Annotated in this window: 21 protein-coding genes and 1 tRNA gene; 7 read left to right on the top strand and 15 right to left on the bottom strand. The window is 67.8% G+C overall.

Annotated features, from left to right (window positions below):
• The first annotated feature begins 24 nt into the window (after window positions 1–24).
• The 3 genes from J3R73_RS30845 to purH all read left to right on the top strand — a co-directional run bounded on the left by J3R73_RS30845 (window position 25) and on the right by purH (window position 5,050).
• Window positions 25–1,350 carry an RsmB/NOP family class I SAM-dependent RNA methyltransferase gene (locus J3R73_RS30845; protein ID WP_307436619.1) on the top strand — a complete coding sequence of 442 codons (1,326 nt, stop codon included), beginning with the start codon at window positions 25–27 and terminating at the stop codon, window positions 1,348–1,350.
• Window positions 1,351–1,533: 183 nt separating this feature from the next.
• A complete protein-coding gene (locus tag J3R73_RS30840; protein ID WP_307436616.1) occupies window positions 1,534–3,234 on the top strand; it encodes a heparinase II/III family protein in 1,701 nt (566 codons plus the stop codon).
• 229 nt (window positions 3,235–3,463) lie between these two features.
• Window positions 3,464–5,050, top strand: coding sequence for a bifunctional phosphoribosylaminoimidazolecarboxamide formyltransferase/IMP cyclohydrolase (gene purH, locus J3R73_RS30835; protein WP_307436613.1), 1,587 nt, complete (start codon window positions 3,464–3,466; stop codon window positions 5,048–5,050).
• A 284-nt stretch (window positions 5,051–5,334) separates the two neighbouring features.
• Here purH and J3R73_RS30830 read toward each other — a convergent pair whose 3' ends face one another.
• From J3R73_RS30830 to J3R73_RS30810, 5 genes are all read right to left on the bottom strand, one after another.
• Entirely contained in the window at window positions 5,335–5,718 is a 384-nt protein-coding gene (locus J3R73_RS30830; protein ID WP_307436611.1) for a VOC family protein, read from the bottom strand.
• 96 nt (window positions 5,719–5,814) lie between these two features.
• Window positions 5,815–7,287, bottom strand: a complete 1,473-nt coding sequence (locus J3R73_RS30825; protein WP_307436608.1) for a M81 family metallopeptidase — start codon at window positions 7,285–7,287, stop codon at window positions 5,815–5,817.
• A gap of 38 nt (window positions 7,288–7,325) precedes the next feature.
• Window positions 7,326–8,144 (bottom strand): carbohydrate ABC transporter permease, encoded by an 819-nt coding sequence (locus J3R73_RS30820; protein WP_307436605.1) that lies wholly within the window; start codon window positions 8,142–8,144, stop codon window positions 7,326–7,328.
• Entirely contained in the window at window positions 8,141–9,013 is an 873-nt protein-coding gene (locus J3R73_RS30815; RefSeq protein ID WP_307436602.1) for a carbohydrate ABC transporter permease, read from the bottom strand. Before J3R73_RS30815 ends, J3R73_RS30820 begins: the two co-directional genes overlap by 4 nt.
• Window positions 9,014–9,283: 270 nt before the next feature.
• Window positions 9,284–10,516 (bottom strand): ABC transporter substrate-binding protein, encoded by a 1,233-nt coding sequence (locus tag J3R73_RS30810; protein ID WP_307436600.1) that lies wholly within the window; start codon window positions 10,514–10,516, stop codon window positions 9,284–9,286.
• A 233-nt stretch (window positions 10,517–10,749) separates the two neighbouring features.
• Here J3R73_RS30810 and J3R73_RS30805 point away from each other — a divergent pair, with 233 nt between their 5' ends.
• The 3 genes from J3R73_RS30805 to J3R73_RS30795 are packed head-to-tail and all read left to right on the top strand — an operon-like array spanning window position 10,750 to window position 13,146.
• Window positions 10,750–11,562: an SDR family oxidoreductase gene (locus tag J3R73_RS30805; protein WP_307436596.1), complete on the top strand. Its 813-nt coding sequence runs from the start codon at window positions 10,750–10,752 to the stop codon at window positions 11,560–11,562.
• Window position 11,563: 1 nt separating this feature from the next.
• Window positions 11,564–12,631, top strand: coding sequence for an ABC transporter ATP-binding protein (locus tag J3R73_RS30800; RefSeq protein WP_307436593.1), 1,068 nt, complete (start codon window positions 11,564–11,566; stop codon window positions 12,629–12,631).
• Between the two features lie 38 nt (window positions 12,632–12,669).
• Window positions 12,670–13,146: a hypothetical protein gene (locus J3R73_RS30795; RefSeq protein WP_307436591.1), complete on the top strand. Its 477-nt coding sequence runs from the start codon at window positions 12,670–12,672 to the stop codon at window positions 13,144–13,146.
• 367 nt (window positions 13,147–13,513) lie between these two features.
• Here J3R73_RS30795 and J3R73_RS30790 read toward each other — a convergent pair whose 3' ends face one another.
• The 9 genes from J3R73_RS30790 to J3R73_RS30750 form a co-directional block, all read right to left on the bottom strand.
• Window positions 13,514–15,085, bottom strand: coding sequence for a GMC family oxidoreductase (locus J3R73_RS30790; RefSeq protein ID WP_307436588.1), 1,572 nt, complete (start codon window positions 15,083–15,085; stop codon window positions 13,514–13,516).
• Window positions 15,086–15,187: 102 nt separating this feature from the next.
• Entirely contained in the window at window positions 15,188–15,736 is a 549-nt protein-coding gene (locus tag J3R73_RS30785) for a twin-arginine translocation signal domain-containing protein (protein ID WP_307436585.1), read from the bottom strand.
• Between the two features lie 38 nt (window positions 15,737–15,774).
• Window positions 15,775–16,167: a VOC family protein gene (locus J3R73_RS30780; RefSeq protein WP_307436582.1), complete on the bottom strand. Its 393-nt coding sequence runs from the start codon at window positions 16,165–16,167 to the stop codon at window positions 15,775–15,777.
• A 10-nt stretch (window positions 16,168–16,177) separates the two neighbouring features.
• Window positions 16,178–16,573: a c-type cytochrome gene (locus tag J3R73_RS30775; RefSeq protein WP_307436580.1), complete on the bottom strand. Its 396-nt coding sequence runs from the start codon at window positions 16,571–16,573 to the stop codon at window positions 16,178–16,180.
• Between the two features lie 93 nt (window positions 16,574–16,666).
• Entirely contained in the window at window positions 16,667–16,981 is a 315-nt protein-coding gene (locus J3R73_RS30770; protein WP_307436576.1) for a ribbon-helix-helix domain-containing protein, read from the bottom strand.
• Between the two features lie 107 nt (window positions 16,982–17,088).
• A complete protein-coding gene (locus J3R73_RS30765) occupies window positions 17,089–18,273 on the bottom strand; it encodes an efflux RND transporter periplasmic adaptor subunit (protein ID WP_307437833.1) in 1,185 nt (394 codons plus the stop codon).
• 61 nt (window positions 18,274–18,334) lie between these two features.
• Entirely contained in the window at window positions 18,335–21,517 is a 3,183-nt protein-coding gene (locus J3R73_RS30760; protein ID WP_307436573.1) for an efflux RND transporter permease subunit, read from the bottom strand.
• A 434-nt stretch (window positions 21,518–21,951) separates the two neighbouring features.
• A complete protein-coding gene (locus J3R73_RS30755) occupies window positions 21,952–23,364 on the bottom strand; it encodes an MFS transporter (RefSeq protein ID WP_307436570.1) in 1,413 nt (470 codons plus the stop codon).
• Window positions 23,365–23,667: 303 nt separating this feature from the next.
• A tRNA-Ala gene (locus tag J3R73_RS30750) sits at window positions 23,668–23,743 on the bottom strand.
• Between the two features lie 105 nt (window positions 23,744–23,848).
• On the opposite strand from J3R73_RS30750, the gene cbiB reads away from it, so the two are divergent.
• The gene (cbiB, locus tag J3R73_RS30745) at window positions 23,849–24,835 is read left to right on the top strand and encodes an adenosylcobinamide-phosphate synthase CbiB (RefSeq protein WP_307436567.1); all 987 of its coding nucleotides are present in this window, start codon (window positions 23,849–23,851) and stop codon (window positions 24,833–24,835) included.
• A gap of 26 nt (window positions 24,836–24,861) precedes the next feature.
• On the opposite strand, the gene J3R73_RS30740 is transcribed toward cbiB, so the two are convergent.
• Complete coding sequence (locus J3R73_RS30740) at window positions 24,862–26,322, bottom strand: cobyric acid synthase (RefSeq protein WP_307436564.1); 1,461 nt, start codon at window positions 26,320–26,322, stop codon at window positions 24,862–24,864.
• Between the last annotated feature and the right edge of the window lie 130 nt (window positions 26,323–26,452).

The following is a 26,452-nucleotide window of genomic DNA, read 5'->3' as shown; positions in this document are numbered from 1 at the left end:
AGACGGTCCCATCGGATCATCGCCTTGCCCCGTCCCACCTCTCCTTCCTCCCGCCCGGACCAGGTTCCCGGCCTCGCCGCCCGCGCCCTCGCCATGCGGGCGATCGACGGCGTGCTCGCCCGCAACGTCGCCCTGGAGGACGCCTTCGAGGCGAGTTCGCTGGAGCCGCGCGACCTCGCCCTCGCCCGCATGATCGCCGGCGTCGCCATGCGGCGCTACGGCACCATCGGCACCATCCTCGACGGGCTGCTGGCCAAGGGCATGCCGCGCAAGTCCGGCCCGCTCGAGGCGATCCTGATCACCGCGGCGGCGCAGATCCTGTTCCTCGACGTGCCGGACCATGCCGCCGTCGACCTCGCCATCCGGCTCGCCCGGCAGGACGACAGGGCGCAGGCCTTTTCCGGCCTCGCCAATGCGGTGCTGCGCAAGGTCTCGGCGCAGAAGGCCGAACACCTCGCCGCCGTGCCGCCCGAGGCCGACACCCCCGCCTGGCTGCTCGAGCGCTGGCGCCGCCACTACGGCGAGGACACCGCGCGGGCGATCGCCGCCGCCCAGCGCTTCGAGCCGCCGCTCGACCTTACGGTGAAGACGGATGCGGCCGGCTGGGCCGACCGGCTCGGCGGGCGCGTGCTGCCGACCGGCTCGGTCCGCCTCGCCCATCACGGCCCGGTCTCCGCCCTCGAAGGCTATGCCGAGGGCCAGTGGTGGGTGCAGGATGCCGCCGCCGCTTTGCCCGCCCGCCTGCTCGGCCGCGTCGAGGGCCTCGCCGTCGCCGATCTCTGCGCCGCGCCCGGCGGCAAGACGGCGCAGCTCGCCCAAGCCGGGGCCAGGGTCACGGCGGTGGACCGCTCCGAGAACCGGCTCATCCGCCTGCGCGAGAATCTCGGCCGCCTCGGCCTGGAGGCGGCCGTCACCGCCGCCGACATCCTGGCCTGGAAGGCGGCGCCCTTCGACGCCGTCATCCTCGACGCGCCCTGCAGCGCCACCGGCACCATCCGCCGCCACCCCGACGTCGCCTGGAGCAAGTCGGCCGGCGACGTCGCCGCCGTCGCCGACCTGCAGCGGCGCATGCTCGGGCGCATGGCCGAGCTGGTGAAGCCCGGCGGCCTGCTCGTCTATTGCACCTGCTCGCTCGAAGCGGAGGAGGGCGAGGACCAGATCGCCCGGCTGCTCGCCGGCGGGAGCCACTTCACCCTGGAGCCGGTGACGCCCGCCGATATCGGCGGCCTGGAGGGGGCGATCACCCCGCAGGGGTATCTTCGTACCCTGCCTTCGCTGCTGCCCGATCCCGACCCGGTGATGAGCGGCATGGACGGCTTCTTCGCGGCCCGCCTCAGGCGCGCCGGCTGAGGAGAACCCTCCCGAAACCATAGGACGGCCCCGTGTTTTCCGCGCGAAGGGCTTGCACAATCGGACAGCAGCGTTCAACAAGGCTGACGTTGTTCCGGCCGATCTGGCGATAGACATGACGGCGCCGGCGGCCGCCGGCCCTGGACCGCTTCCTGGAGGTTTGCACCGAGAATGAGCCGCGGCATGATCGGCGCGAAGCTCAGATTGTCTTCGTTGGCTGCCCGGCAGTCCGGCCGCAGGGCTTTGGCACGTCTCTACATCTCGCCGCTGCTGCGCTGGCGGTTCGGACGGGGCGATCCCGAAAAGCTGCTCCTCGCGCCGCAGGACCTGCGCGCCTCGGACCCGACCCGCGCCGCCGAGATCGTGTCCGGCCGCTACACCTTCGCGGGCAAGACCATCAACCTCAACGAAGTCTCGCCCTTCGTGGTGACGCCGCCCTCGCCGGTCTGGCGCGAGACGCTGCTCGGCTTCACCTGGCTGCGCCACCTGCGCGCCGCCGACGGCACCGCGGGCCGCACCGCCGCCCGCCGCCTGATCGGCGAATTCGTGCGCTCCAGCCTGCGGTTCCAGCCCGAGGTGCTGGAGCCCGTGCTCACCGCGCGGCGGCTGCTGTCGTGGATCAGCCAGTCGCCGCTCGTGCTGGACGGGGCCGACCGCGGCTTCCACCGCGCCTTCGTCCGCTCGATCGCGTGGCAGGCACGCTACCTCCTGCAGGCCGGCAGCGCCTCCGCCGACGGCATGCCGCGGCTGACCTGCGCGATCGCCACGGCGCAGGCGAGCCTCTGCTTCTCCGACAAGGTCAACCTCCGTCGGCCGGCGACGCGCTGGCTGGCCGCCGAGCTCGGCCGCCAGGTGCTGTCGGACGGCGTCCATATCAGCCGCAACCCGCAGGCGGTCATCGACCTCCTGCTCGACCTCCTGCCGCTGCGCCAGTCCTTCGCCGCCCGCAATGTCCTCGCGCCGCCCGAACTGCTCGGCGCCATCGACCGCATGATGCCGATGCTGCGCTTCTTCCGGCATGCGGACGGCGCCTTCGGGGCCTTCAACGGCATGGGCTATACCCAGACCCACCTGATCGCCACGCTGCTCGCCTATGACGACGCGCGCGGCAAGCCGGTGCAGAACGCCCCCCATGGCGGCTACCAGCGGGTGGAAGGCAACGGCGCCGTACTCCTCGTCGACACCGGCCGGCCGCCGCCGCTCGCGGTCTCCCACAACGCCCATGCCGGCACGCTCTCCTTCGAGTTCTCCGCCGACAATTTCCGCATCGTCGTCAATTGCGGCGCGCCGGCGCAGGGGCGGGAAAACTGGCGCCATCTCGCCCGCTCCACCGGCGCCCATTCCACCGCGATCGTCAACGACACCTCGTCCAGCGTCTTCGCCGAGGGCGCGCGCAAGCCCGGCATGGCCGGCAGGGTCATCCTTTCGGGGCCGAGGACGGTGACGGTGAAGCGGGAGACGACGCCGGCCGCCATCGCCATCACCGCCTCCCATGACGGCTATGAAGGAGAATTCGGCCTGATCCACCAGCGCGAGCTGACGCTGAGCCAGATCACCGGCGCGCTGGAAGGCCGCGACAGCTTCCTCGATGGCAAGTCCCACGACGGCAAGCGCGCGCCCTGGAAGGGCACGCAGCCCGTGCTGCTGCGCTTCCACCTGCATCCCGCCGTGGCGGCGCGCCCCGCCAATGGCGACACGCAGATCGTGCTGACCCTGCCCAACGGCAAGGAATGGCTCTTCCTCGCCGACGTCCCCTTCACCCTCGCCGAAACGGCGCATCTGGCCAACCCCGAAGGCCCGCGCCGCTCCACCCAGATCGTGACCGCCCTGCCCCCCGGCGAAAACACCATCTCCTGGGCCTTCCTGCCGGCCGAGCCGGTCTAAAGCGTTTTGTGTTTTGCCGGAATCGGCAAAACGCAAAGACGCGTCGAAAAACAAAGAGCTAGAGCAAAGCGCCGCTTCTGCCTAAACGCGCTTTGCTCTAGGCCCATCCAGGCAAGGGACGAAATCACGGGGCGTTGCCTTCCTGGCCGCGGCGCGATACGCCGTGCGCTCGCATCGCGGCACGGCGGCGGGCCGGCCTGCCCGCCGGACAGACAATGGAGACCGATCCTTGACCTCATCCCCCATCACCCGCGCGCTCCTGTCCGTTTCCGACAAGACCGGCCTGATCGACTTCGCCCGCGGGCTCGCCGAGCGCGGCGTGGCGCTGGTCTCCACCGGGGGCACGCGCAAGGCGCTGGTCGAGGCCGGCCTCGCCGTCAGCGACGTCTCCGATCTCACCGGCTTCCCGGAAATGATGGACGGCCGCGTCAAGACCCTGCATCCGGCCGTGCATGGCGGCCTGCTGGCCATCCGCGGCAACGAGGCGCACCGCGCGGCGATGGCGGCGCACGGCATCGGCCCGATCGACCTGCTCGTCGTCAACCTCTATCCCTTCGAGGCGACGCTCGCGCGCGGCGGCAGCTTCGAGGATCTCATCGAGAACATCGACATCGGCGGCCCGGCGATGATCCGCGCCGCCGCCAAGAACCATGACGACGTCACCGTCGTCGTCGACGTCGCCGATTATGACGAGGTGCTGGCCGATCTCGCCGAGAACGGCGGCGCCACCACCCTCGGCCTGCGCAGGCGCCTCGCCGCCAAGGCCTATGCCCGCACCGCCGTCTACGACGCGGCGATCTCCAACTGGTTCATGGCCGAGCTCGGCGAGGAGGCCCCGACCTTCCGCGCCGTCGGCGGCACGCTCGCCGAGGCCCTGCGCTATGGTGAGAACCCGCACCAGAGCGCGGCGTTCTACACCACGCCCGACAGGCGCTCCGGCGTGGCGACGGCGCGGCAGCTGCAGGGCAAGGCGCTCTCCTACAACAACCTCAACGACACCGACGCGGCGTTCGAATGCGTGGCGGAGTTCGACCCGGCGCGCTCGGCCGCCGTCGTCATCGTCAAGCATGCCAATCCCTGCGGCGTCGCCGAGGCGCCGACCCTGGCGGAGGCCTATGAGAAGGCGCTGCGCTGCGACCCGGTCTCGGCCTTCGGCGGCATCATCGCCGTGAACCGCACGCTGGACGCCGACACGGCCCGCAGGATCGTCGAGATCTTCACCGAGGTGATCGTGGCGCCGGCCGCCAGCCCGGAGGCCATCGCCATCCTCTCCGCCAAGAAGAACCTGCGCCTGCTCGTCACCGACGGACTGCCCGACCCGCGCGCCCCCGGCCTCACCGCCAAGACGCTGGCGGGCGGGCTGCTGGTGCAGTCGCGCGACAACGCCGTCGTCGACGACATGACGCTGAAGGTCGTGACCCGGCGCGCCCCGACCGAGCAGGAGATGGCCGATCTGCGCTTCGCCTTCCGCGTCGCCAAGCATGTCAAGTCGAACGCCATCGTCTATGCCAAGGCCGGCGCCAGCGTCGGCATCGGCGCCGGCCAGATGAGCCGCGTCGATTCGGCCCGCATCGCCGCCTCGAAGGCGGAGGATGCGGCAAGGCTCGCCGGCCTGGACGAAACCCTCACCAAGGGCTCGGTCGTCGCCTCCGACGCCTTCTTCCCCTTCGCGGACGGGCTCCAGGCCGCCGTCGCCGCCGGGGCGACCGCGGTGATCCAGCCGGGCGGCTCGCAGCGCGACGCCGAGGTGATCGCCGCCGCCGACGCCGCCGGCCTCGCCATGGTCTTCACCGGCACCCGGCATTTCCGGCACTGACGCTCCCGGGACCGCAGGCTTCCAGCCCATATGCGCTAACATAACAGAAATACCCGCCTTCTCCCGGTTCGGGAGAAGGTCCCGGTAGGGGGATGAGGGTCTAAACGTCAACGCAGATAGCTCAATAGTCGCGCTGGAATTGCACAAGTCCAGACCCTCATCCGGCGCTTCGCGCCACCCCCAGCATTTCCGCAGGAAATGCGAAGTCCCGCATGGGAGAAGGAAAATCGCGCTATTGTCGGCAAAGTTAGCGCTTATGGGCGAGACGCCTGCGGTCCCAGGGTCTACGCTGCCGTGCAGATCTCGACCAGGAAGCCGTTGAGGTCGCGCACATAGGCGACGACCTGGCCCCAGGGCTTCTCCTTCGGGGGCGCCACGCCGACCGCACCGGCGTCGAGCGCCTTCCAATAGGCCTGCGCGACATCCTCGACCACCAGGCCGATCTCGGCGCCGGCCGGCACGCCGTCCGGCCGGTTGCGCCGGAACTCCCCGGTCATCGTCTCGACCATGTCTTCCTCGGCGAAGGCCAGCGCCGTCTCGCCCGTCTTCAATTCGGCGAACGCGCCGCCTTCGGCGACCATGCGGGCGTCCAGCCCGAAGGCCTTCCCGTAGAAGGCGACCGCCTTCGCGACATCGGGGACGTAGAGAATGACATAGCCGAGCTTCATGACGATGTTCCCTTTTTGTTCTGTACATAACTATCAGGAAACGACGGCTTGTCGAGTCGAATCCGGAGCGCGGACGGCAAGTCCGCGCTCCGGGGCTTACCCGTGCGGATTCTCGATGCGCGGCCAGATCTCGCGGGAAAGCTTGCGGTAATCGGTCACGCGCGGGTTGGAGGGATAGGGCGCGCCGGCGTCGATATAGACGATGTCGGCGGCGATCGGCGCGAAGCCGGCATGGAAATGGTTGGTGGACTTGACCAGCAGGATGTCCTTGGCCATCGGATCAATGCCGAGATTGGAGAAGATGTCCGGCTCGAAGGTCTGCGTGCGGTTGGTGTTGAGGATGATGTCGATGTCCGTGCCCTCGGGGCGGATGACGGCGGCCGGGCCGAGCGTGACGCGGCTCGCCCCGAAGCTCTGCCAGCCTTCCGTCACCGCGCGGCGGACCTCCACCATCGCGTCGATGGGCGCGCCGCCCGCCGGGCCGGCCTTGCCGCCGAAGCGCAGCATGATGCGGGCGCCCTCGCCGGCCGCCAGGCAGAACGTCACCGCGATCGGGTCCCACAGGGTGGCGACGGCGAAATTGTCCATGCCGCGCTCCAACATGCGCCGCAGGATGAGCGTGCCGTCGCCGGCGACGCCGCCGCCGGGATTGTCCCAGACATCGGCGACGACCACCGGCCGCCCGGGCCTGGTGGCGGCCAGCGCCGCGGCCTGGTCGAGCCCCGCGTCGATGCCGGCCATCGGCATCATGGTACGCCCGCGCAGGCCGAACACTTCGAGGCCGAGGCGGCGTGCCAGCGCGTCGCCCTTCGCCTTGTCGCCGTCGGTCACCACCAGCACCTGCGTGCCGAGTTCCGGCACGTCCGCCGCCATGAAGCCGTGGATCAGCGACACCGAGAGGATGCCGTCCTGCCCCTGCAGGGCCTTCATGCGGTCGACGAAGGAGCGCATCGGCTCCCGGCTGGTCGGGAAGACGTCGATCGTGCGGCAGTCGAAGGTGGAGATCATCGGCCGGATCTCGCCGCGCAGCGTGCGCAAGGCGAGGTCGACGACATGCTCGCCGCGCTCGAGGAAATCGGTATGCGGAAATTCGAGGAAGGAAGCGAGGATGTCGGCATTGGCGACGCGCTTCCTGGTCAGATGGCTGTGCGGGTCGAGTTCGGCGGCGATCAGCACGCCGGGCCCGACGATGTCCCGGATGCGGGCGAGGAGATCGCCTTCGCAGTCGTCATAGCCCTGCGCCACCATGGCGCCGTGCAGGCCGAGCACGACGCCGTCGACCGGCAGCGCGGCCCGGAGCTGGGCGAGGATCTCGTCGCGCAGGCCCTCATAGGCCTGGCGCTGCAGCAGGCCGCCGGGCTCGGCCCAGGTCGCGGTGCCCTCGATCAGCGTGAAGCCTTCCTCTTGCGCCCGGCGGCGCAGCACCACCATCGGCGAGGAGCACAGCGTCGGCGTCTCCGGATGCTGCCCGGGCGGCGCGTAGAACGCCATTTCGAAGCTCGCCCGGTCGGTCGGCACGGGGGAGAAGGTGTTGGTCTCGGTGGCGAAGGAAGCGGTGAAGATACGCATGGGGTCAGACCGGTGGAGGAAGGTTTCCTCTCTCTAGCCTATTTCACCGCCCCGAGCGCAAGGCCCCGCATCAGATAGCGCTGCAGCCAGGCGAAGACGATCGCCACCGGGATGGTCGCCGCGAAGGCCGCCGCCATCACGAAGTTCCACTCCACGGTATAGCGCGAGACCAGATTGAAGATCTGCAGAGGCAAGGTGTAGCCGTTCGCGCTGCGCAGCATGGTCAGCGCCAGGATGAACTCGTTCCACGACGCGATGAAGGTGAAGATCGCCGTCACCACCATGGCCGGGACGGCGAGCGGCAGGAACACGCTGACGAGCGTGCGCCACGGGCTGGCGCCCTCGATCCAGGCCGCCTCCTCCAGGTCCTTCGGGATGGTGGAGAAATAGCTCTGCAGCATCCATACGGCGAAGGCGACGTTGAAGCCGATATAGACGAAGACGAGGCCGGCGAGATTGTCGATCAGCCCCAGCCAGACGATGAGGCGGAACAGGCCGATCACCAGCACGATCGGCGACAGCATCTGCGAGATCAGCAGGAATTGCCGGAAGGCGCTGCGCGCGCCGAAGCGGTAGCGGCTGAGGGCGTAGCCGCCGGGAATGGCGATCAGGATGGTGATCACCGTCGTGCTCACCGCGACGATCAGCGAGTTCAGGAGGGCCTGGCCGAAATTGGTCTCGCCGAACATGGTGATGAAATTGGCGAAGGCGGGCTGGTCCGGCCACCAGGTCGGCGACAGCATCTCGGTCGCCGGCTTGATCGCGGTGATGAACATCACGGCGAAGGGAAACAGCGTGAGCACGACGATGGGCGAGAGCAGGATCCAGTAGAGGATGGAGCGCTTGAGCTTCTTCACGCGTCTTTCTCCTCGCGCATCGCCAGGCGGACATAGATGATGGTGAAGACCAGCAGCAGCCCGAAGGTGATCATCGAGACGGCCGAGGCCTCGCCGAGCTTCCCGATGCGGAAGCCGAGCTTGTAGAGATAGGTGACGAGGATGTCGGTGGAGTTGGCGGGCCCGCCCTGCGTCGTCACCCAGATGATCGGGAAGGAATTGAACACGTAGATGACGTTGAGGACGAGGGCGATGTTGATGAAGGGCCGGAGCAAGGGCAGGGTGATGTGGCGGAACTGCTGCCAGCGGCCGGCCCCCTCGACCGCGGCGGCATCGTAGAGCTCGTCCGGCACCGAGGAGAGGCCGCCGAGGAAGATCGTGGTGGTGAAGGGGATCGAGACGAGGATGCCGATGAGGATCTGCATCGGGAAGGCGGTCGAGCCCTGCGCCAGCCATTCGATGTTGGTGTGGATCAGGCCGAGGCCGCGCAGGCCCGAATTGAGCATGCCGCTCTCGCCGTTGAGCGCCCAGCGCCAGACGATCGCCATCATCGCCAGCGACACCGCCCAGGGCAGCATGATGATGACGCGAGCGATGCTGCGCCCATAGAAGTCGTCGTTCAGGATCAGCGCGATCGGCACGGAGACGATCAGGGTGCCGAGCACCACCCCGAGGGTCCAGATCAGCGTCCGCCACAGCGCCGCGAGAAAATCGGGATCGGCGAACAGGGCCTGGAAATTGGCCAGCCCGGAGAATTCGCGCAGCATGCCGAAGCGGTTGACGTCGTGCAGCGAGATCTGGCCGATCTGGTAGAGCGGCCAGAGGATGATGAAGGCCGCCATCAGGAAACTGGGCAGGATCAGGAAATAGGGTGTGGCCCGGCGGCCCATCGGCTGTCGTCTCCGGAAGGGAAAGTGGCGCGGTTTTCCTGCTCCCGAAGGGGAGAAGGTGGCGCGCAGCGCCGGACGAGGGTCTGGCCTTCGACGAGGCGAAGCACGTTCGTCGAGCTTTCCTCGCCGCGGTTCGGTCTCTCATCCCCCGTTCGGGACATCGAGCATTTCCGACGGAAATGCGGAGGCCCGAACGGGAGAAGGAAGCTTATGCGTTTATCTCAGTGCCCATGGACAAGACCATGCGAGCACCCGGAAACGCCCACCCGCTCACTTCTTGGAGAGGATGTCGTTGGCCTGCGCCGCCGTCGCCTTGAGGGTACCCTCGATGTCGCCCTGGCCGAGATAGATCTTCTGGACGGCGTTGGACGTGATCTGCGCGATCTCCTCCCAGCCCGGAATGACCGGCGCGAAGCGCGCCTTGGGCAGGAGCGAGGCGAACACCTTCAGGTCGGCATTGTCGGCGAAGAGCGGGTCGGACGCTTCCTTGGCGTTGACCGGCAGGAAGCCTTCGACCTTGTCGAACTCTGTCCGGTTCTCGGTGGTGAACAGGAAATCGAGGAATTTGAACGCCTCGTCCTTCACCTTGGAATTGTCGAACAGCACGATCGAATCGGTCACGCCATAGGTGCCCTGGTCACCCGACGGACCGGCCGGGATCGGCGCCACGCCGTAATTGAGCTTCGGCGCATCGGTCTTGATCTGGCTGGAGAGGAAGGGCGCGGTGATCACGGTGGCGACCTTGCCCTGCTTGAACAGGTTCTGCACGTCCTCGCGGTTGTAGGAGGTCACGCCCGGCTCGGTATAGCCCTTGTCGATGAAGCTCTTATAGAGCTTGGCGGAGTCGATCGCCGCCTGGCTGTCGAGGCCCGACTTGCCGTCCTTGACGATCTCCCCGCCATAGGACCACATGCCGTAATAGAAATAGACGTCGGTCTCGATTTCCTTGCCCTGCAGGCCGAAGGGTGCGACGTCCGGCGTCGCCGCCTTGATCTTGGCGGCATCCGCCTCGAATTCGGCCCAGGTCTTCGGCGGCTCCGTGATGCCGGCCTTCGCGAACACGTCCTTGTTGTAGTAGAGCGCGCGGGCGGAGGCGGCGATCGGCAGGCCGTAGGTCTTGCCGCCCATCACCGAGGGCGACAGGAAGGTGGGGATGAAGCGGGCCTTGAAGTCGGGCGTGATATAGCTGTCGAGCGGCGTGACGAGGCCCTGCGACACGTAATCCAGCAGCCAGCGCGTGCCGATGATCGACATGTCCGCATTGGTGCCGGCCGAAATGTCCGTCGTCAGCTTCTGCTGCAGATTGTCCCACGGCACGACTTCGAGCTTGATCGTGGTGCCCGGATTCTTGGCCTCGAAGGCCTTCGCCGCCGCTTCGAAATAAGGGCCCGTTCCCTTCGAATATTCGGCAATGGTCACGCGCACCGTGCCTGCCTGCGCCGAGGCGCAGGCCAGGAGGCTGACGCCCGCCATCAGCATGACCGACCGTCCAATCGTCTTCATGAAGCATCCCCGTCGAAACTGTGATGACTTGCGGCTCTGTCGTGTCCGCGCCCCGCGCGCTTCGTGCCCGCATGAGGCCCCTACTGTTCAACGTTATCGGACGGCATGCAAGAGCGGAGTCGAGACCGGACCATGATACCGGACGCCGGGTGCGGCCCGCCAGAATCCACATTTAATTCCGTGCGGATGTATGCATAGTCTGACGCCCCTGCCCGATGATGGTGCCTGTCCTTATGCCTGAAACGAACGACGCCGCCCCTTCCCCGCCCGTCGCGGATCCCTTCGGCCTCGCCGGCCGCCGCGTCCTGGTCACCGGCGCCGGCGGCGGCATCGGCCGGGCCCTGGTCGCCGCGTTCCGCCAGGCAGGCGCCGTCGTCTCCGGTGCCGACCAGAGCGCCGCCATGCTGGAGGGCCTCGATCTCGAGCATCGGCTCGTCTTCGAACTCACCGATACCGCCGCCTGCGCCGCCGCGATCGCCGGCCTCCTCGAGGCCGGGGCCGCGCCCGACATCCTCGTCAACAATGCCGGCTATACGCGCGCCGAGACGCTGCCCCAGGTCGACGACGCCGCCTGGGATCGCGAGATCGCCGTCAATCTCACCGGCGCCTATCACGTGACCACGCCCATCATCGCGGCGATGGCGGCCCGTGGCGGCGGCGCGGTGGTGTTCATCTCCTCCGTCAATGCCCTCGCCCACCACGGCAACCCGGCCTATTCGGCGGCGAAGGCGGGGCTGCTCGCCTATGCGAAGGCGATCGCCGTGGAAAAAGGCGCCGACGGCATCAGGGCCAATGTGATCTGCCCCGGCTCGGTGCTGACGCGGGCGTGGGACCATCGCTTCGCCCGCGATCCCGCCACCCGCCAGAACGTGGCCGGCCATTATCCGATCGGCCGGATGGTCAATCCCTCGGAAGTGGCGAACGCCGCCGTCTTCCTGTCTTCGCCGCTGGCCTCCGGCATCACCGGCGCGGTGCTGCCGGTGGACGGCGGCCTGATGGCCGGCAATCTGCGCTTCGTGCGCGACATCATCGACAAGGAGGCATGAAATGGCAGGCTTGCAGGTCCGATCGCTGCAGAAGCGCTATGGCAGCGCCACCATCCTGCACGGCATCGACCTTGAGGTCGGCGACGGCGAATTCGTGGTGCTGGTCGGCCCCTCCGGCTGCGGCAAGTCGACCCTGCTGCGCATGATCGCGGGCCTCGACGACATCTCGGGCGGCGAATTGTGGATCGGCGACCGGCTCGCCAACCGGCTCTCGCCCCAGAAGCGCAACATCTCCATGGTGTTCCAGAGCTACGCCCTGTTCCCGCACATGACGACGCGCGCCAATATCGGCTTCGGCCCGCGCATGCGCGGCGAAAGCGCGGCCTCGATCGAGACGCGGGTGCAGAAGGCCGCCGGCATCCTCAACCTGCACGACTATCTCGACCGCTATCCCCGCCAATTGTCCGGCGGCCAGCGCCAGCGCGTCGCCATGGGGCGCACGATCACCCGCCAACCAGACCTCTTCCTGTTCGACGAGCCGCTGTCGAACCTCGACGCCAAGCTGCGCGTGCAGATGCGCACCGAGATCAAGGCGCTGCACCAGGATTTGAAGACCACCATCGTCTACGTCACCCACGACCAGATCGAGGCCATGACCATGGCCGACCGCATCGTGGTGATGAATGCCGGCCGGATCGAGCAGGTCGGCTCGCCGCTCGAACTCTATGACAGCCCGGCCAACCGCTTCGTCGCGAGCTTCCTCGGCTCGCCGTCGATGAGCTTCATTCCGGGCACGGTGGAAAAAGGCGACGGCGCCCCGGGCCTGCGCACGAAGGGCGGCCTCCGGCTGCCGCTCGGCGTCACCGCCGCGACGTCCGGACAGGCGGTCGAGATCGGCATCCGTCCGGAACATTACCGCCTCGCCGATGCGCAGACGGGCTTTCCCTTCGTCGTCGGCGTCGTCGAGCCGACAGGATCGGAGACGCATCTCTTCGGTACCATCGACGACACGCAGATCCGCGCCGTGTTCCGCGAACGCATCGCGCCGACGCCCGGCGACACGCTTTTCCTCACCGTCGATCCGGCGCATGTCCACGTGTTCGATCCGCAATCGGGCGCGCGGCTGTAAGCTGCCGCGGCCTGCCGGCGCCGGGGGAGGCCCGACCGATGGACGACACCAATCCCTTCCCCGATGATGCCGATCGCCATGCCCTCTGGGACATGCTGGTCCGGCGCGACATCGAGGCCTTCCTCGCCGCCGATTGGGACGCGGTCGCGGAGGATTTCCTCGCGCCCGGCTTCTTCGGCCTCAGCGCGCTGCGCTCCGCCGATCCCGATGCGTGGCGGATGGTCTTTCCCCGCCTAGACGATTATCGCGACCGCTGGCTGAGCCAGGCCCGCCTCTCCGCCGCCACCGCCTATACCGAGCCGCGGCGCGCGGCGCTGTTCCGCGCCACCACGCTGCACGACATCGAGATCGCCGGCGAGCGCGCCGTCGCCCACAAGAAGTTCGCCGGCCGCATCGCCCGGCTCGACGGCGGCGCGGATGTCATCGACTGGCAGACGCTCTATCTGTGCACCCGCATCGGCGGCGGCTGGAAGATCATCGGTTTCGTCGGCTATCTGCCGAACCCGGTGGGGTAGGCCGCAACCCCTCCATGGATGCGGCCCCATGAGCCGGGCTGATCTTCTTCCGATTCGATGTTTTCGTTCTCTCCCCAGGGAATACCGCGTTCATGACCGCGCGGCGAGACGGCAGCCTATCCATCCTCCCGCGACGCCGAAGTCCCTCGCCCCGCAGGCGGGGAGAGGATAGAGGTGAGGGGCAGCACCGAGGCAGGCCATCATGATCGGGCTCAACCATCTGCCTCATCTTGGTTGCGCAGCCCCTCATCCTCACCTTCTCCCCGCAGGCGGGGAGAAGGGCTGGCTGGCGTCGCGTTCCATCACCGCGCGGCGTGATGGCGGCCTCTCCGTCCTGCCGCGACGCCAAGTCCGCGCTTCCGGGAGCTCAGATTTCGCCCTTGCCGAGGCTCTGATGGATATGCTCGGCTTGGCGGATCGCCAGGGCGACGATGGTCAGGGTCGGGTTTTCCGCGGCGCCGCTGGTGAACTGGCTGCCGTCGGAGACGAACAGGTTCTTGATGTCGTGCGTCTGCCCATATTTGTTGACGACGCCGTCCGAGGGCTTGGCGCTCATGCGGTTGGTGCCGAGATTGTGGGTCGAGGGATAGGGCGGCGTCGGGAAGGTGCGGATCGCGCCGACCGCGTCATAGATCGCGCGGCCCTGCCTGTAGGCATGCTCGCGCATGGCGACGTCGTTGGCGTGGTCGTCGAAATTGACATTGGCGACGGGGATGCCGAACTTGTCCTTCGCCGTCGGATGGAGGCTGATCCGGTTGTCCTCGCTCGGCATGTCCTCGCCGACGATCCAGATGCCTGCCAGGTGGTCGTAGCCGTCGATCGCCGAGGTGAATTCGCGGCCCCATGCGCCCGGATCGAGGAAGGCCGCCATGAAGGGCAGGCCGAGCGAGATGGTCTCGAACTCGTAGCCGCCGACAAAGCCCCGGGACGGGTCGTGGCGCGCCTCGTCGCGGACGATGCCGGCCATGGTGGTACCGCGATACATGTGCACCGGCTTGTCGAACAGGGCATAGACCGAGCCGGTGGTGTGGCGCATATAGTTGCGCCCGACCTGGCCGGACGAATTGGCGAGGCCGTCCGGGAACAGGTTCGAGGCGGAATTGAGCAGCAGCCTCGGGCTTTCGATCGAATTGCCGGCGACGGCGACGACCCGCGCCTTCTGGCGCTGCATCTTGCCGTCCTTGTCGGCATAGACGACGCCGGTCACCTTGCCGGACGCGTCGTGCTCGATCTTGACGACGTGGCAGTCGGGCCGGACTTCCAGATTGCCGGTCGCCTCGCCCTTCGGGATCTCGGCATAGAGCGTCGACCATTTGGCGCCCGACTTGCAGCCCTGGAAGCAGAAGCCGATCTGCTGGCAGGAGCCCCGGCCGTCGCGCGGCTGGCTGTTGATCGCCATGCGCCCGGTGCTGACCTCCTTGTAGCCGATCTTCTTCGCCCCGGCCTCCAGCACCTTGAAATTGTTGTTGCCGGGCAGGCCCGGGATGCCGTTGGTGCGGGTCACCCCCATCTTGTCCTCGGCCTTGGCGTAATAGGGCTCCATCTCGGCGAGCGTGATCGGCCAGTCGAGCAGGTTGGCGCCCGGCAGGTCGCCATAGGTCGAGCGGATCTTGAATTCATGCTCCTGGAAGCGCAGCGAGGCGCCGGCCCAATGCACGGTGGAGCCGCCCACGGCCTTGACGATCCAGGCCGGCAAATTGGGAAAGTCCTTGTGCACCCGCCACGATCCGGAGGTGGTGCGCTGGTCCTTCCAGGCGAGCTGGGCGAAGCTGTCCCACTCGTCATTGACGAAATCTTCGATCTCGAAGCGCGATCCCGCTTCCAGGATCACCGTCTTGACGCCCTTGAGGGCGAGTTCGGTCCCGAGCGTGCCGCCGCCGGCGCCGGAGCCCACGATCACGACGACGGAGCCGTCATTGAGGTCAAAAGGAGCAGCCATGGTTCCGTTTCCTGAAGAAGGCCTGGTCCCGACGCGGCGCGCAGCGCCCGTACGGGCAGGATTGAAGGGGGATGAAGGAGCGGTCCGCCGTCGGCGCTGCCGTCAGAGCCAGTCGATGTCGGAGAAGCCGCGATTGATGTAGCCGCCCTTGTCGGCCGAGGAGCCCTCGTAGCCGAACAGCGACCAGACATCCTTCTGGTTGTAGAGGCTGACGACGAGGCCGGAGCGCACCGCCCCGAAGAAGGGCGTCGCCTCGATCCCGCGCAGCAGGGCCACCCGGTCGGCTTCCCAGCCGATATCGACATAGCGCGAGGCCTGGGCGGTGGCGGCGAGCCCGTCCAGCATGACCACGCCATTCTCGAACAGGGCCTTGGCAGCCGGGTCCTGGGCGGCCTTCGCGTCGAAATCCTTGACGGCGACGGCATAATAGCGGTCGCCCAGCCGGTCATGCGGATAGAGGTCGCGCGACAGCTTGATCAGGGTCTGCACGGTTTCCGGCTTGAGCGACGTCGCCTCCAGCGCCCAGGCCTCGCTCGGGCAGTAGAGCGCGTCGCCGATGACGACGACGGCGACGCCCGCGGCGGCGGATGCCATGAAATGCCGGCGCGACAGATGCGGGCCCTTGTGCGGACCCTGGCGGTCTTCCTTCATGATGTCCTCCCTCGACGTCCTTGTTTGTCTTGGCGTCTCTATTTGTAGCGCCCGCCCCGCTGCAGGACCTCGATCTTGTAGCCGTCCGGATCCTGCACGAAGAAGAACCGCGCCTCGCCGCCGCCGGGCAGGGACAGGGTGCGGATGTCGCCCGGCGAAGCGCCGAGGGCCGCCATATGGCCGTGGGCGGCCTCCAGATTCTCGACCGAGACGGCGAGGTGGCCGTAGCCGTCGCCGAGCGCATAGGGCTCGGTGCGCCCCTTGTTGACCGTCAGCTCCAGCTCGAAGCCGCTCTCGCCATTGCTGAGATAGACGAGGACGAAGCTGCCGAAATCGTAGCGGTCGGCGATGTCGAAGCCGAAGGCGCCCCGGTAGAACTCCACCGAGCGCGTCTCGTCGAGAACCCGGATCATGCTGTGGATCATGCCCATGGCCTGCCCCCTATTGCGTTGCGCCGAGCGATTTCAGATAGAAGATGACGAGCTTGCGCTTGGCAGGATCGGCCTGGCGGTAAGGCATCACCGAGCCAGGCCGGAACTTCTGGGCGTTGGCGATCCACTGGTCGAGCTTGTCCGCGTCCCAGACGAAGCCGGCATCGGCGAGCGCAGCCGAATATTTATAGCCCGGATAGGTGCCGGCCTTGCGCCCGTAGACGCCGGCGAGGTTGGGGCCCTGCCTGGGACCGCCCTTCGGGTCGACGACATGGCAGGTTCCGCAACTGGTCTGGAACTGCTTCTGGGCCGCGGCCAGATCGTCGGCGGCCCGCGCCGGTATCGTTCCCATCGCCACGCAGAGCGATGCCCAAGCCGCCCCTCGCCACCAAACGCCCAACGCCATCGCCAACCTGCCGTTTCAGAACATGGCGAAGGTAGGAGCCGCGGGAACAGGCGGGGTAGTATTATTGCAGTACGTGACGAATATTCGCCCTCGTCACTCCGCGGCGACCAGCCCGAAGGGAGGCGCCGTCGTGCCTTGCCCGGCGGGGCGCAGCTCGACGACGTATTTCAGGCAGCAGCAGCGCAGCAGCGAGGTGAAATTATGCACGTTGCCGTGCAGGTCCAGCACCTCGTCGTGCAGCCGCGTCACGAAACGGCCGAGCGACATGTTCTGGTGGGCGGCAAGCTCCTCGAGGATGTCCCAATAGACCGCTTCGAGCCTTATCGAGGTGGAATGGCCGCCGATCCTCACCGAGCGCGTATGCGTCTCATAGGTCTCGGGCGGCTGGGAGGCGAACAGGTGGCACATGGCGTTTCTCCCGGGATGACTCTTTTTCTTTGAGTCTTTCCAAAGAGAGGGGACCTGTCAATCATTGATCGGCCGGGCCCGGTCACACTGGCGCGATAGCGCTCCCTCTATTGCGCGGAGGCGACCTTCGGCGCCGGGGAGCCCGGGTCCGCTCCGCCGACATGGACCGGGTCTCCCTCGGCCAGGCCGTCCGGCGGCGCCGCGATGACCCGGTCGCCGGCCTGGACGCCGGAGCCGAGCTCGATCTCGCTGCCGAGATCGCGCGCGATCGTCACGGCCTTGAACGCCACGCGGCTGTCCGGCCCGACGGTCGCGACCCGCAGCCCCTTTTCGTCGAAGACGAGCGCGCTGACGGGAATGCGGAAAGTGCCGGCGACGCCGGACAGGTCCACCTTCACATTGGCGTAGGCGCCCGGCATCAGCTCGCCCTTGCTGTTGTCCACCGCCAGCTGCATCTGCGTCGTGCCCGAGGACATGTCGACCGAACGGGCGGAGGCGACGACCTTGGCCGCAAAGGTGCGGCCCGGATATTCGGGCACGGAGACCAGGGTCTTCGACCCGATCTTCACCGCCGGCGCGTAGTTCTGCGGCACGTTGACATAGGCGCGCAGCGTGCGCACGTCGGAGACCACGAACATCGGCCGCCCGGCATTCGAGCCGGCCGCGATGAGGTTGCCGACATCGGTGTTGCGCTCGGTGATCAGGCCGTCGAATGGGGCGGTGACGGTCTTGTAGGCCGAAAGCACCTCGAGGCGCTGGACGTTCGCCGCACCGGAATTCACCGCCGCCTGCTTGCTGGCGAGATCGGCCACGCGCTGGTCGATCTCCTGCTGCGCGACGGTGTTGGAGGCGAGCAGCGGCCGTTCGCGCTTGAGGGTGAGATCGGCGAGGACTTCCGCCGCCTTGGCGTTGGCGAGGTCGGCCTTGGCCTGCAGCAATTGCTGGTCCTGGTCCGGCGCCTCGATGTCGGCCAGCGTCTCCCCGGCCTTGACCGCGGCGCCGATGTCGACCTTCCAGTCCTTCACATAGCCGCTGACGCGCGCAAAGATCGGCGCGCTGTTGTTGGCCTGGAGACGGCCCGGCAGGTTGAGGCTGACGACGCCCGGCTGCGAATTCAGCGTGACCAGCGTGACGGTGGGAACCGCCTGCGCCTCGGTCCATTGCGTCAGTTCGGCATTGCTCCTGTGGCGGGCATCGATGCCGGTATAGACCAGCATCGCGGCGCCGGCCACGAAGACGACCCCGAAAATGCCGAGCTTTCCATGGGAGCGGCGCGGAACGGCTGCCGGCATCGGCGCCGCGGGAGCGGCTTCGGGTTCCACCTCGGTATCCGGTTTTCGAGCGGTAGCGGGCTCAGACATGCTGCAGGGTCTCCGGGCGCGCGGCAGCCGATCCGGCCTGGCGCTTGTGGACGAGGCTGAAGACGACGGGCACGAAGACCAGCGTCGCCACGGTTGCAAAGATGAGGCCGCCGACCACGGCGCGCCCGAGCGGCGCGTTCTGCTCGCCGCCCTCGCCGAGGCCGAGGGCCATCGGCGCCATGCCGATCACCATCGCGAGTGCGGTCATGCAGACCGGACGGAAGCGCACGAAGCCGGCTTCGAGCGCCGCGGCGATGGGGTCGCCGAGTTCGGCCAGGCGCTCCCGGGCGAAGCTGATCACGAGCACGGCGTTGGCGGTCGCCACCCCCATGCACATGATCGCCCCGGTCAGGGCCGGGACCGACATCGGCGTGCGCGTGACGAACAGCATCCAGACGATGCCGGCAAGGCCCGCCGGCAGCGCCGAGACGATGACGAAGGGGTCGGACCAAGACTGGAAATTCACCACGATCAAGAGGTAGATCAGCAAGATGGCGCCGAGCAGGCCGAAGAGCAGGCCGGCGAAGGCGCTGTTCATCGTCTGCACCTGGCCGAGCAGGACGACCGCGCTGCCCTTCGGCACCTGGCCGGCGGTGTCGGCGAGCACCTTGTCGATATCCGTCGCAACCGCGCCGAGATCGCGGCCCTGCGTGGTGGCGTAGATCTGCACCATCGGCACGATGTTGTATTGCGAGACGACGGCATTGCTCACGGTGCGCTGGATCCTGGCGACGCCGCCGAGCAGCGGAAGCGATGTCGCTCCCGTCGCCGTGACCGGGAGCGTCTGCAGCTCGCTGAGCGTATCGATCTGATATTGCGGCGTCTGCATCACGATCGGATAGGAGACGCCGTTCTTCGGATTGAGCCAGTAGGTCGGCGAGACCTGGCTCGAGCCGGCGAGATCGACCACCAGGCTGTTGGTGACGTCCTTCTCGGTGAGGCCGATATATTGCGCCTGGGCGCGGTCGACGTCGACGTTCAGCGTCGGGTTGGACTGCGATTCCTGGATGCGGGCATCGGCGATGCCGGGGATGTGGCGCAGGCGGTCCAGGACGAGATCGGCATATTTGAAGTTCGCCCCCAGATTGCCGCCGCGCACCTGCACGTCGATCGGCGCCGGCGCGCCGAAATTGAGGATCTGGCTGATGATGTCCGCCGGCAGGAAGGAGAAGGCCACGCCGGGGAAGCGGCCCGGCAGCTCCTCGCGCAGCTTGCGGACATAGTCCTCGGTCGGGCGATGGTCTTCCGCCAGCTTGATCTGGACGTCGCCGTCCTGGGAGCCCATCACGCCGGTGTTGTTGTAGGTCAGGTTGATGCCGCTGACCGGCATGCCGATATTGTCGACCATCGTGCTGAGCTGGTCCGGCGGGATGAGGCCGCGGATGGCCTTCTCGATAGCGGCGAACTGGTTGGCGCTCTCCTCGATCCGCGTGCCCACCCGGAGGCGGGCATGCATCAGGATCTGCCCGGTGTCGACGGCGGGGAAGAAATTCCGCCCGAGATAGGGTGTCAGCAGGAACGAGGCCAGGACGAAGGCCATGAAGCCGGTGACGAAGATCGCCCGGCGGCCGAGCGCCAGTTCGAGCAGGCCGTGATAGCCGTGGCGGATGCGCTCGAACACCGCCTCGAAGCCGCGCTGGAGCAGCACCAGCGGATTGCGCGTGCGCGGCTTGCCATGCGCGGCATGGTCGGCATGCGGCTTGAGCAGATAGTTCGCCAGCGTCGGCACGAAGGTGCGCGACAGGATGAAGGAGGACACCATCGCGAACATCACCGCTTCGGCCATGGGCACGAAGAGGAAGCGGGCGATGCCGTCGAGGAAGAACATCGGCACGAACACGATGCAGATGCAGAGCAGCGACACGAAGGCCGGCGTGACGATCTGCGCCGCGCCGTCGAGGATCGCCGTCCGGACGTCCTTGCCGTGTTCGAGATGCCAGTTGATGTTCTCGATCGTGACGGTGGCGTCGTCGACGAGGATGCCGACGGCAAGCGCCAGCCCGCCCAGCGTCATGATGTTCAGCGTCTCCCCGATCGCCGACAGCGCGATCACCGAGCCGAGGATGGCGAGCGGGATGGAGGCGGCGATGATGACGGTGGAGCGCCAGGACCCGAGGAAGAGCAGGATCATCAGGCTGGTCAGCGCTGCCGCGATGACCCCTTCGCGCGCCACGCCGGTGATGGCGCCGCGCACGAAGAGCGACTGGTCGCCGAGGAGCGAGATCTGCAGGTTGGACGGCAGGGCCGGCTTGAGCAAGGCGAGCTGGTCCTTGATGCCCTGGATGATCGCCAGGGTCGACACCGCACCGTTCTTGAGCACCTGCAGCAGGACCGAGCGCGTGCCGTCGACATGGACGATGTTGGTCTGGGGCGGATTGCCGTCGCGGACGGTGGCGACGTCCTTGATGTAGACGAGCGCGCCGTTGACCGACTTGATCGGCAGTTCGGCGAGATCGGCCAGCGAGGAGGGCGCGTCGTTGAGCTGCACCGCATATTCATAGGCGCCGATCTTCTCGGTTCCCACCGGCGTGATCAGGTTCTGCGCGGCGAGCGCATTGGCGACGTCCTGCCCCGACAGGCCGCGCGCCTGCAGCGCATTGGAATTGAGGTCGATCTGCACCTGGCGCGTCTTGCCGCCGAACGGATAGGGGATGGCGGCGCCCGGCACCGTCACCAGCGGCGTGCGCACCGTCTGCAGGCCGAGATCGGCCAGCGCCTGTTCCGTCAGCCCCTGTCCGGACAGGGCGACCTGGATGATCGGCACCGTCGAGGCGTTGTAGTTCAGGATCAGCGGCGGCGTCGCCCCTGGCGGCATCTGCTTCAGCACGGTCTGTGCCACGGCGGTGACCTGCGCATTGGCGGTGCGGATGTCGACGTTCGGCTGGAAGAAGATCTTGATGATGCCGAAGCCGTTATAGGAGGTGGCCTCGATATGCTGGATGTCGTTGACGGTGGTCGTCAGCGTACGCTGGAATGGGGTGGAGATACGCCCGGACATCTGGTCGGGCGGCAGGCCGGTATATTGCCAGATCACGCTGATGACGGGGATGCGGATGTCGGGAAAGATGTCCGTCGGCGTCCGCAGCGCCGCCAGCGGCCCGATGATGAGAATCAGCAGCGCCAGCACAATGAATGTGTAGGGCCGGCTGAGGGCGATGCGGACGAGAGCAATCATTAAATCGACGCCTGATTCCAAACGTAGCCATCGTCCCGCTGAGGACGATCGAACAAATCAACAAATAAACCAGGCTCCGGCGCCGCCGGCCGCAAGGAACCGAAGCCGGCTCTCCCATGGCACAGTCTGCAGTATTGTTGGATTCACACCCTCGTGAGGCCCTGCCGCCCGCGCCTATCTTTGCGTTTACGGGGCGAAGAATGCAGTCATGAATTGCAGAAGGTGGCGCTTTACCGGGCACGACCATGGCATCCCGGGGCGGCGGGAGGGCGCAAAGGCGCCGAGAGCCCGGCGATATCGTGGGTTTTCACGGTGTGCGCCCTCCCGCCGGCCCGAACGGCAGGAAATTCGGCGAGATTTTGGGCAATCGAGGCGATTATCGCTCAAACGAAGCGCAAGGCCGGTGCCGCGCGAAAACGCCGCGGCCCTGTCCCCTACCGGCCGGCCGCGCGGCGCAGCCGGATCTCGTCGCCGGCATCGGCCTCCAGGCCGACGACGTCGGCTACGGCGAACAGGGCGATGAAGCCGACCGCGACGAAGGCGATGTGGAAGTCGACGAGGGGCACGGCCGCCGCCGTTCCCGGGTTGAAGACCTCGGCCATCCGCAGGGCGACGGCACCGACGCCGATGCCCAGGCCCATCGACATCTGCTGTGCCACGTTGAAGAGCGTGTTGGCGCCGTTCATCCGCGCCTCCGGTACATCCGCGAAGGCGATGGTGTTCAGCGCCGTGAACTGCATCGAGCGCGTCAGGCCGCTGACGAAGAGCAGGGCGCAGATGACCGGCGTCGGCGTCGCCGGCGTCAGCAGGGCGCAGCCGAAGATCACCGCGGCGTTGAGGAGGCCGTTGCCGAGCAGGACGCCCCGGAAGCTGACCCGGCGCAGCACCGCCGAGGTGAACGGCTTCATGACGATGTTGCCGGCGAACACCGCCAGCACGAGGAGGCCGGCCTGGAACGCGTCGAGCCCGAAACCGAGCTGGAACATCAGCGGCAGCAGGAACGGCACCGTGCCGATGGCGACGCGGAACAGCGAGCCGCCCCACACCGTCACCGCGAAGCTGCGGATGCGCATGGCCCAGAAGTCGACGAGGGGATGGGCGCTCCGCCGGGCATGGCGCACGGCAGCGATGCCGAGGGCGAGGCTGGCGGCGAGGGCGAGCCCGGCCAGCGGCAGGGAACTGTCCTGCCGGCTGACGAGATCAAGCCCGTACATGACGCCGAAGCAGGCGGCTCCCGTCAGCATGAAGCCCGGCACGTCGAACGGCTTGGCGCCGTCGCCGCTGCCCTTGGGGATGAGGCGCAGGGTCAGGACGAAGCCGACGATGCCGAGCGGCACGTTGAGGAAGAAGATCCAGTGCCACGACGCATAGGTGGCGAGGAAGCCGCCGACCGGCGGCCCGAGCACCGGCGCGGCGAGACCGGGCCAGGTGATGGTGGCGATCGCCCGCATCAGGTCGGTCTTGGCGGTGTTGCGCAGCACGATGAGCCGGCCGACCGGCACCATCATCGCCCCGCCGACGCCCTGCAGCACGCGGGCGGCGGTGAAGGTCCACAGGTCGGCGCTCAGGCCGCAGAGGATCGAGGCCAGCGTGAAGACGACGATGGCGCTGCCGAACACGGCGCGGGGCCCGTATTTCTCCGACACCCAGCCGCTCGCCGGAATCAGCACCGCCAGGGTGAGGATGTAGGCGGAGACGCCGATATTGAGGTCGACCGGGTGCACGCCGAACGAATCGGCCATCTGCGGCAGGGCACTGACGACAACCGTCCCGTCCAGCATCTCCATGAAATAGGCGCCGGCGACGAGAAGCGCGATGACCTGGCTGCTCGCCGGCTTGGAAGGCATGGTTTCATCCCTGCTCGCGGGCTTCGCCGTCGAGTCTTGTTTCGGACGCTTCTGCCGACCTGCAGTCGGCTCACGGCCCCGGTGGAGCGCCTATGTCTTGCATGCCGCTCCCCGGCGCGCAAGGCAGCGCGGCGCCGGCCGGGAACCTCTCGCGATGCGGCTGGCGGGGATGTTTCGGACGGCCTTCACCGGACGAGGCCGGCACCGTTTACCCATCATAAACCACATCGCCGATAGACGCGGAACCCGAATGGCATCTGGGTGATTGGACCGGCAATGTCACCTCGAGGAAAATCCCTGAGATGGTGGAGCTGATGAGATTCGAACTCACGACCTCTGCAGTGCGATTGCAGCGCTCTCCCAACTGAGCTACAGCCCCGGCTGCCCGGAAGCGACGCCATTTAGTGGCGGTGCCTCATGCCTGTCAAGCGGCCCCGCGGCTCGGCAGGGCCCGGGAGCGACGAAATCGGTCATTGTTCCGCCTATGGATTTGCTTTCCAAGTTTCTCAGCCTCGCCGTTGCCTGGGCCTTCGAAATGATCTTCGGCTATCCGCGGGCCGTCTATGCGCGCATCGGCCATCCCGTGATCTGGATGGGCCTGCTGATCGGCCTGCTGGATCGCCGCCTCAACTGGAACGAGGACGCCTATTCGACCCGGCGCTGGGCCGGCATCCTCTCCACCGCCTTCTGCGTGCTCGTCGCCGCGGCGAGCGGCTATCTCGTGCAACGGATCTGCCTCGCTCTGCCCTACGGCTTCCTGCCGCTCGGGCTGGTCGCCTCCTCCCTCATCGCCTCGCGCAGCCTCGCCGACCATGTCAGCGACGTCGCCCACGGCCTGGAGGCCGGCGGGCTCGGCGCCGGCCGCCGTGCCGTCTCGATGATCGTCGGCCGCAATCCCGAGACGCTGGACGAGCCCGGCGTGTGCCGCGCCGCCATCGAGAGCCTCGCCGAGAACTTCTCCGACGGCGTGGTGGCGCCGGTGTTCTGGTACGCGCTGTTCGGCCTGCCCGGCATCGCCGTCTACAAGATGGTCAACACCGCCGATTCGATGATCGGCCACCGCACGCCGCGCCACGAGGCCTATGGCTGGGCCGCGGCGCGCCTCGACGACTGGCTCAACCTGCCCCCGGCGCGGCTGACCGCGCTCGTCCTCACCGCCGCCGCCTTCGTCACCCGTTCCATGAGCGCGCGCGCCGCCTGGATGACGGTGCGGCGCGACGCCGGCAAGCACCGCTCCCCCAACGCCGGCTGGCCGGAGGCCGCGATGGCCGGCGCGCTCGAACTGAAGCTCGCCGGGCCCCGCATCTATGGCGAGACGCTGGTCGAGGACGCCTATATGGGCGATGGCCGGGCCGAAGCCGGCGTCGCCGACATCCGCCGGGCGCTCGGCCTGTTCCGCACCGCCTGCGTGATCCTGTCGGGCGTGATCGGGCTCATGGCCTTCTATCTGGTGTTCGCCAGATATCATTGAGGCGGGCGAAAGCGCGCCGAACCGCCTTACAGGCAGATCGCCTTCAGCGCCGCCATGTCGAGATGGGCGGCGAGATGGGCGGCGAAGGCGTCGAGCGTCTCCTCGACCACCGCCTCGTACTGAATCGTCCCGCCCGCCGCGCCGAGGCGGGCGAGCCAGGCCGCGCGCTGGCGGTCGTCGGCGAAGAGCCCGTGCACATAGCAGCCCGTCACCCGCCCGTCCGGCGAACAGGCCCCGTCGGGCGATCCGTCCGCCAGCCGCAGCGCCGCCCGAGCCGTCGCCGGCCCCTCGGTGACGCCGACATGCATCTCGTAGCCCGAGAAGGGCACCCCGTCCGCGACCGTGCAGCCCCGCACCGCAAGGAGGCGCTTGTCGCCGGTCAGCCGCGTCGCCACGTCGAGCAGGCCGAGCCCCGGCACCGCGCCGGGCGGGCCTTCGATGCCGTCGGGATCCTCGATCCGCGTGCCGAGCATCTGGTAGCCGCCGCAAAGGCCGAGCAAGCGCCCGCCGCGGCGCACATGGGCGGCGATATCGATGTCCCATCCCTGGCCGCGCAGGAATTGCAGGTCGGCAATGGTCGCCTTGGAACCCGGCAGGATCACGAGGTCGGCGACCGGGATCGCCGCGCCCGGACGCACCATGACAAGTTCGACCTCGTCCTCCTGCGCCAGCGGATCGAGATCGTCGAAATTCGAGATGCGGGGCATCATCGGCACGGCGACGGTGACCTTCGCCCCGTCCTTGCGCCCGCCATAGGCGGCGAGCGCCAGCGCGTCCTCCGCCGGCAGCCTGGCGGCATCGGCGAAATGCGGCACCAGGCCGAGGGCGGGCCAGCCGCTGCGCTCGGCGATGAAGCGCATGCCGTCGGCGAACAAGGCGGGATCCCCCCGCATGCGGTTGACGATGAAGCCCCTGATCAGCGCCGCGTCCGCCGGGTCGATCGCGGCCTTGGTGCCGAGGATCTGAGCGACGACGCCGCCCCGGTCGATGTCGCCGACGAGCACCACCGGCGCCTGCACCGCCTGGGCGAATCCCATATTGGCGATGTCGTTGGCGCGAAGGTTGACCTCGGAGGCCGAGCCAGCCCCCTCGGCGATGACGAGGTCGGCCTCGGCGCGCAGATGGGCGAAGCTCGCGAGCACGTCGTCCATCAGCCCGGCCTTGAGCGCCTGGTAGTCGCGGGCGCGGGCCGAGCCCCGCATGCGGCCCTGCACGATGATCTGGGCGCCGGTCTCCGATTGCGGCTTCAGCAGGACGGGGTTCATGTGGACGCTGGGCGGCACCCGTGCTGCCCGCGCCTGCAGCGCCTGCGCGCGGCCGATCTCGCCGCCGTCGGGGGTGACCGCCGCGTTGTTCGACATGTTCTGCGGCTTGAACGGGCGAACCCTGAGCCCGAGATCGGTGAAGATGCGGCAGAGCCCCGCGACGACGAGCGACTTGCCGACGTCCGAGCCCGTGCCCTGGATCATGAGGATCTTCGCCGCCATCGCCGCGCCCGCTCCGATTCGATCGTTTCTTCTAAGGCATCGCGCGGCATGCGCATAAGACCCCGCGCCGATCCGACATGGATTCGCCATGCCGGTGCTTATGATGCCTCGAGGCTGGCGTCATTCCCGG

Source organism: Labrys monachus, from assembly GCF_030814655.1.
GTDB lineage: Bacteria > Pseudomonadota > Alphaproteobacteria > Rhizobiales > Labraceae > Labrys > Labrys monacha.
Note: the sequence above shows the minus strand (reverse complement) of the source record. Positions and strands in the feature narration are given on the sequence as shown.

Excerpts from the sequence above, each read along its gene's own strand:
- J3R73_RS30840 (WP_307436616.1), top strand. The coding sequence starts at position 1,534 with ATGATCGGCGCGAAGCTCAGATTGTCTTCGTTGGCTGCCCGGCAGTCC.
- J3R73_RS30830 (WP_307436611.1), bottom strand. The coding sequence starts at position 5,718 with ATGAAGCTCGGCTATGTCATTCTCTACGTCCCCGATGTCGCGAAGGCG.
- J3R73_RS30825 (WP_307436608.1), bottom strand. The coding sequence starts at position 7,287 with ATGCGTATCTTCACCGCTTCCTTCGCCACCGAGACCAACACCTTCTCC.
- J3R73_RS30815 (WP_307436602.1), bottom strand. The coding sequence starts at position 9,013 with ATGGGCCGCCGGGCCACACCCTATTTCCTGATCCTGCCCAGTTTCCTG.
- J3R73_RS30810 (WP_307436600.1), bottom strand. The coding sequence starts at position 10,516 with ATGAAGACGATTGGACGGTCGGTCATGCTGATGGCGGGCGTCAGCCTC.
- J3R73_RS30805 (WP_307436596.1), top strand. The coding sequence starts at position 10,750 with ATGCCTGAAACGAACGACGCCGCCCCTTCCCCGCCCGTCGCGGATCCC.
- J3R73_RS30800 (WP_307436593.1), top strand. The coding sequence starts at position 11,564 with ATGGCAGGCTTGCAGGTCCGATCGCTGCAGAAGCGCTATGGCAGCGCC.
- J3R73_RS30795 (WP_307436591.1), top strand. The coding sequence starts at position 12,670 with ATGGACGACACCAATCCCTTCCCCGATGATGCCGATCGCCATGCCCTC.
- J3R73_RS30790 (WP_307436588.1), bottom strand. The coding sequence starts at position 15,085 with ATGGCTGCTCCTTTTGACCTCAATGACGGCTCCGTCGTCGTGATCGTG.
- J3R73_RS30785 (WP_307436585.1), bottom strand. The coding sequence starts at position 15,736 with ATGAAGGAAGACCGCCAGGGTCCGCACAAGGGCCCGCATCTGTCGCGC.
- J3R73_RS30780 (WP_307436582.1), bottom strand. The coding sequence starts at position 16,167 with ATGGGCATGATCCACAGCATGATCCGGGTTCTCGACGAGACGCGCTCG.
- J3R73_RS30775 (WP_307436580.1), bottom strand. The coding sequence starts at position 16,573 with ATGGCGTTGGGCGTTTGGTGGCGAGGGGCGGCTTGGGCATCGCTCTGC.
- J3R73_RS30770 (WP_307436576.1), bottom strand. The coding sequence starts at position 16,981 with ATGTGCCACCTGTTCGCCTCCCAGCCGCCCGAGACCTATGAGACGCAT.
- J3R73_RS30765 (WP_307437833.1), bottom strand. The coding sequence starts at position 18,273 with ATGCCGGCAGCCGTTCCGCGCCGCTCCCATGGAAAGCTCGGCATTTTC.
- J3R73_RS30760 (WP_307436573.1), bottom strand. The coding sequence starts at position 21,517 with ATGATTGCTCTCGTCCGCATCGCCCTCAGCCGGCCCTACACATTCATT.
- J3R73_RS30755 (WP_307436570.1), bottom strand. The coding sequence starts at position 23,364 with ATGCCTTCCAAGCCGGCGAGCAGCCAGGTCATCGCGCTTCTCGTCGCC.
- cbiB (WP_307436567.1), top strand. The coding sequence starts at position 23,849 with ATGGATTTGCTTTCCAAGTTTCTCAGCCTCGCCGTTGCCTGGGCCTTC.
- J3R73_RS30740 (WP_307436564.1), bottom strand. The coding sequence starts at position 26,322 with ATGGCGGCGAAGATCCTCATGATCCAGGGCACGGGCTCGGACGTCGGC.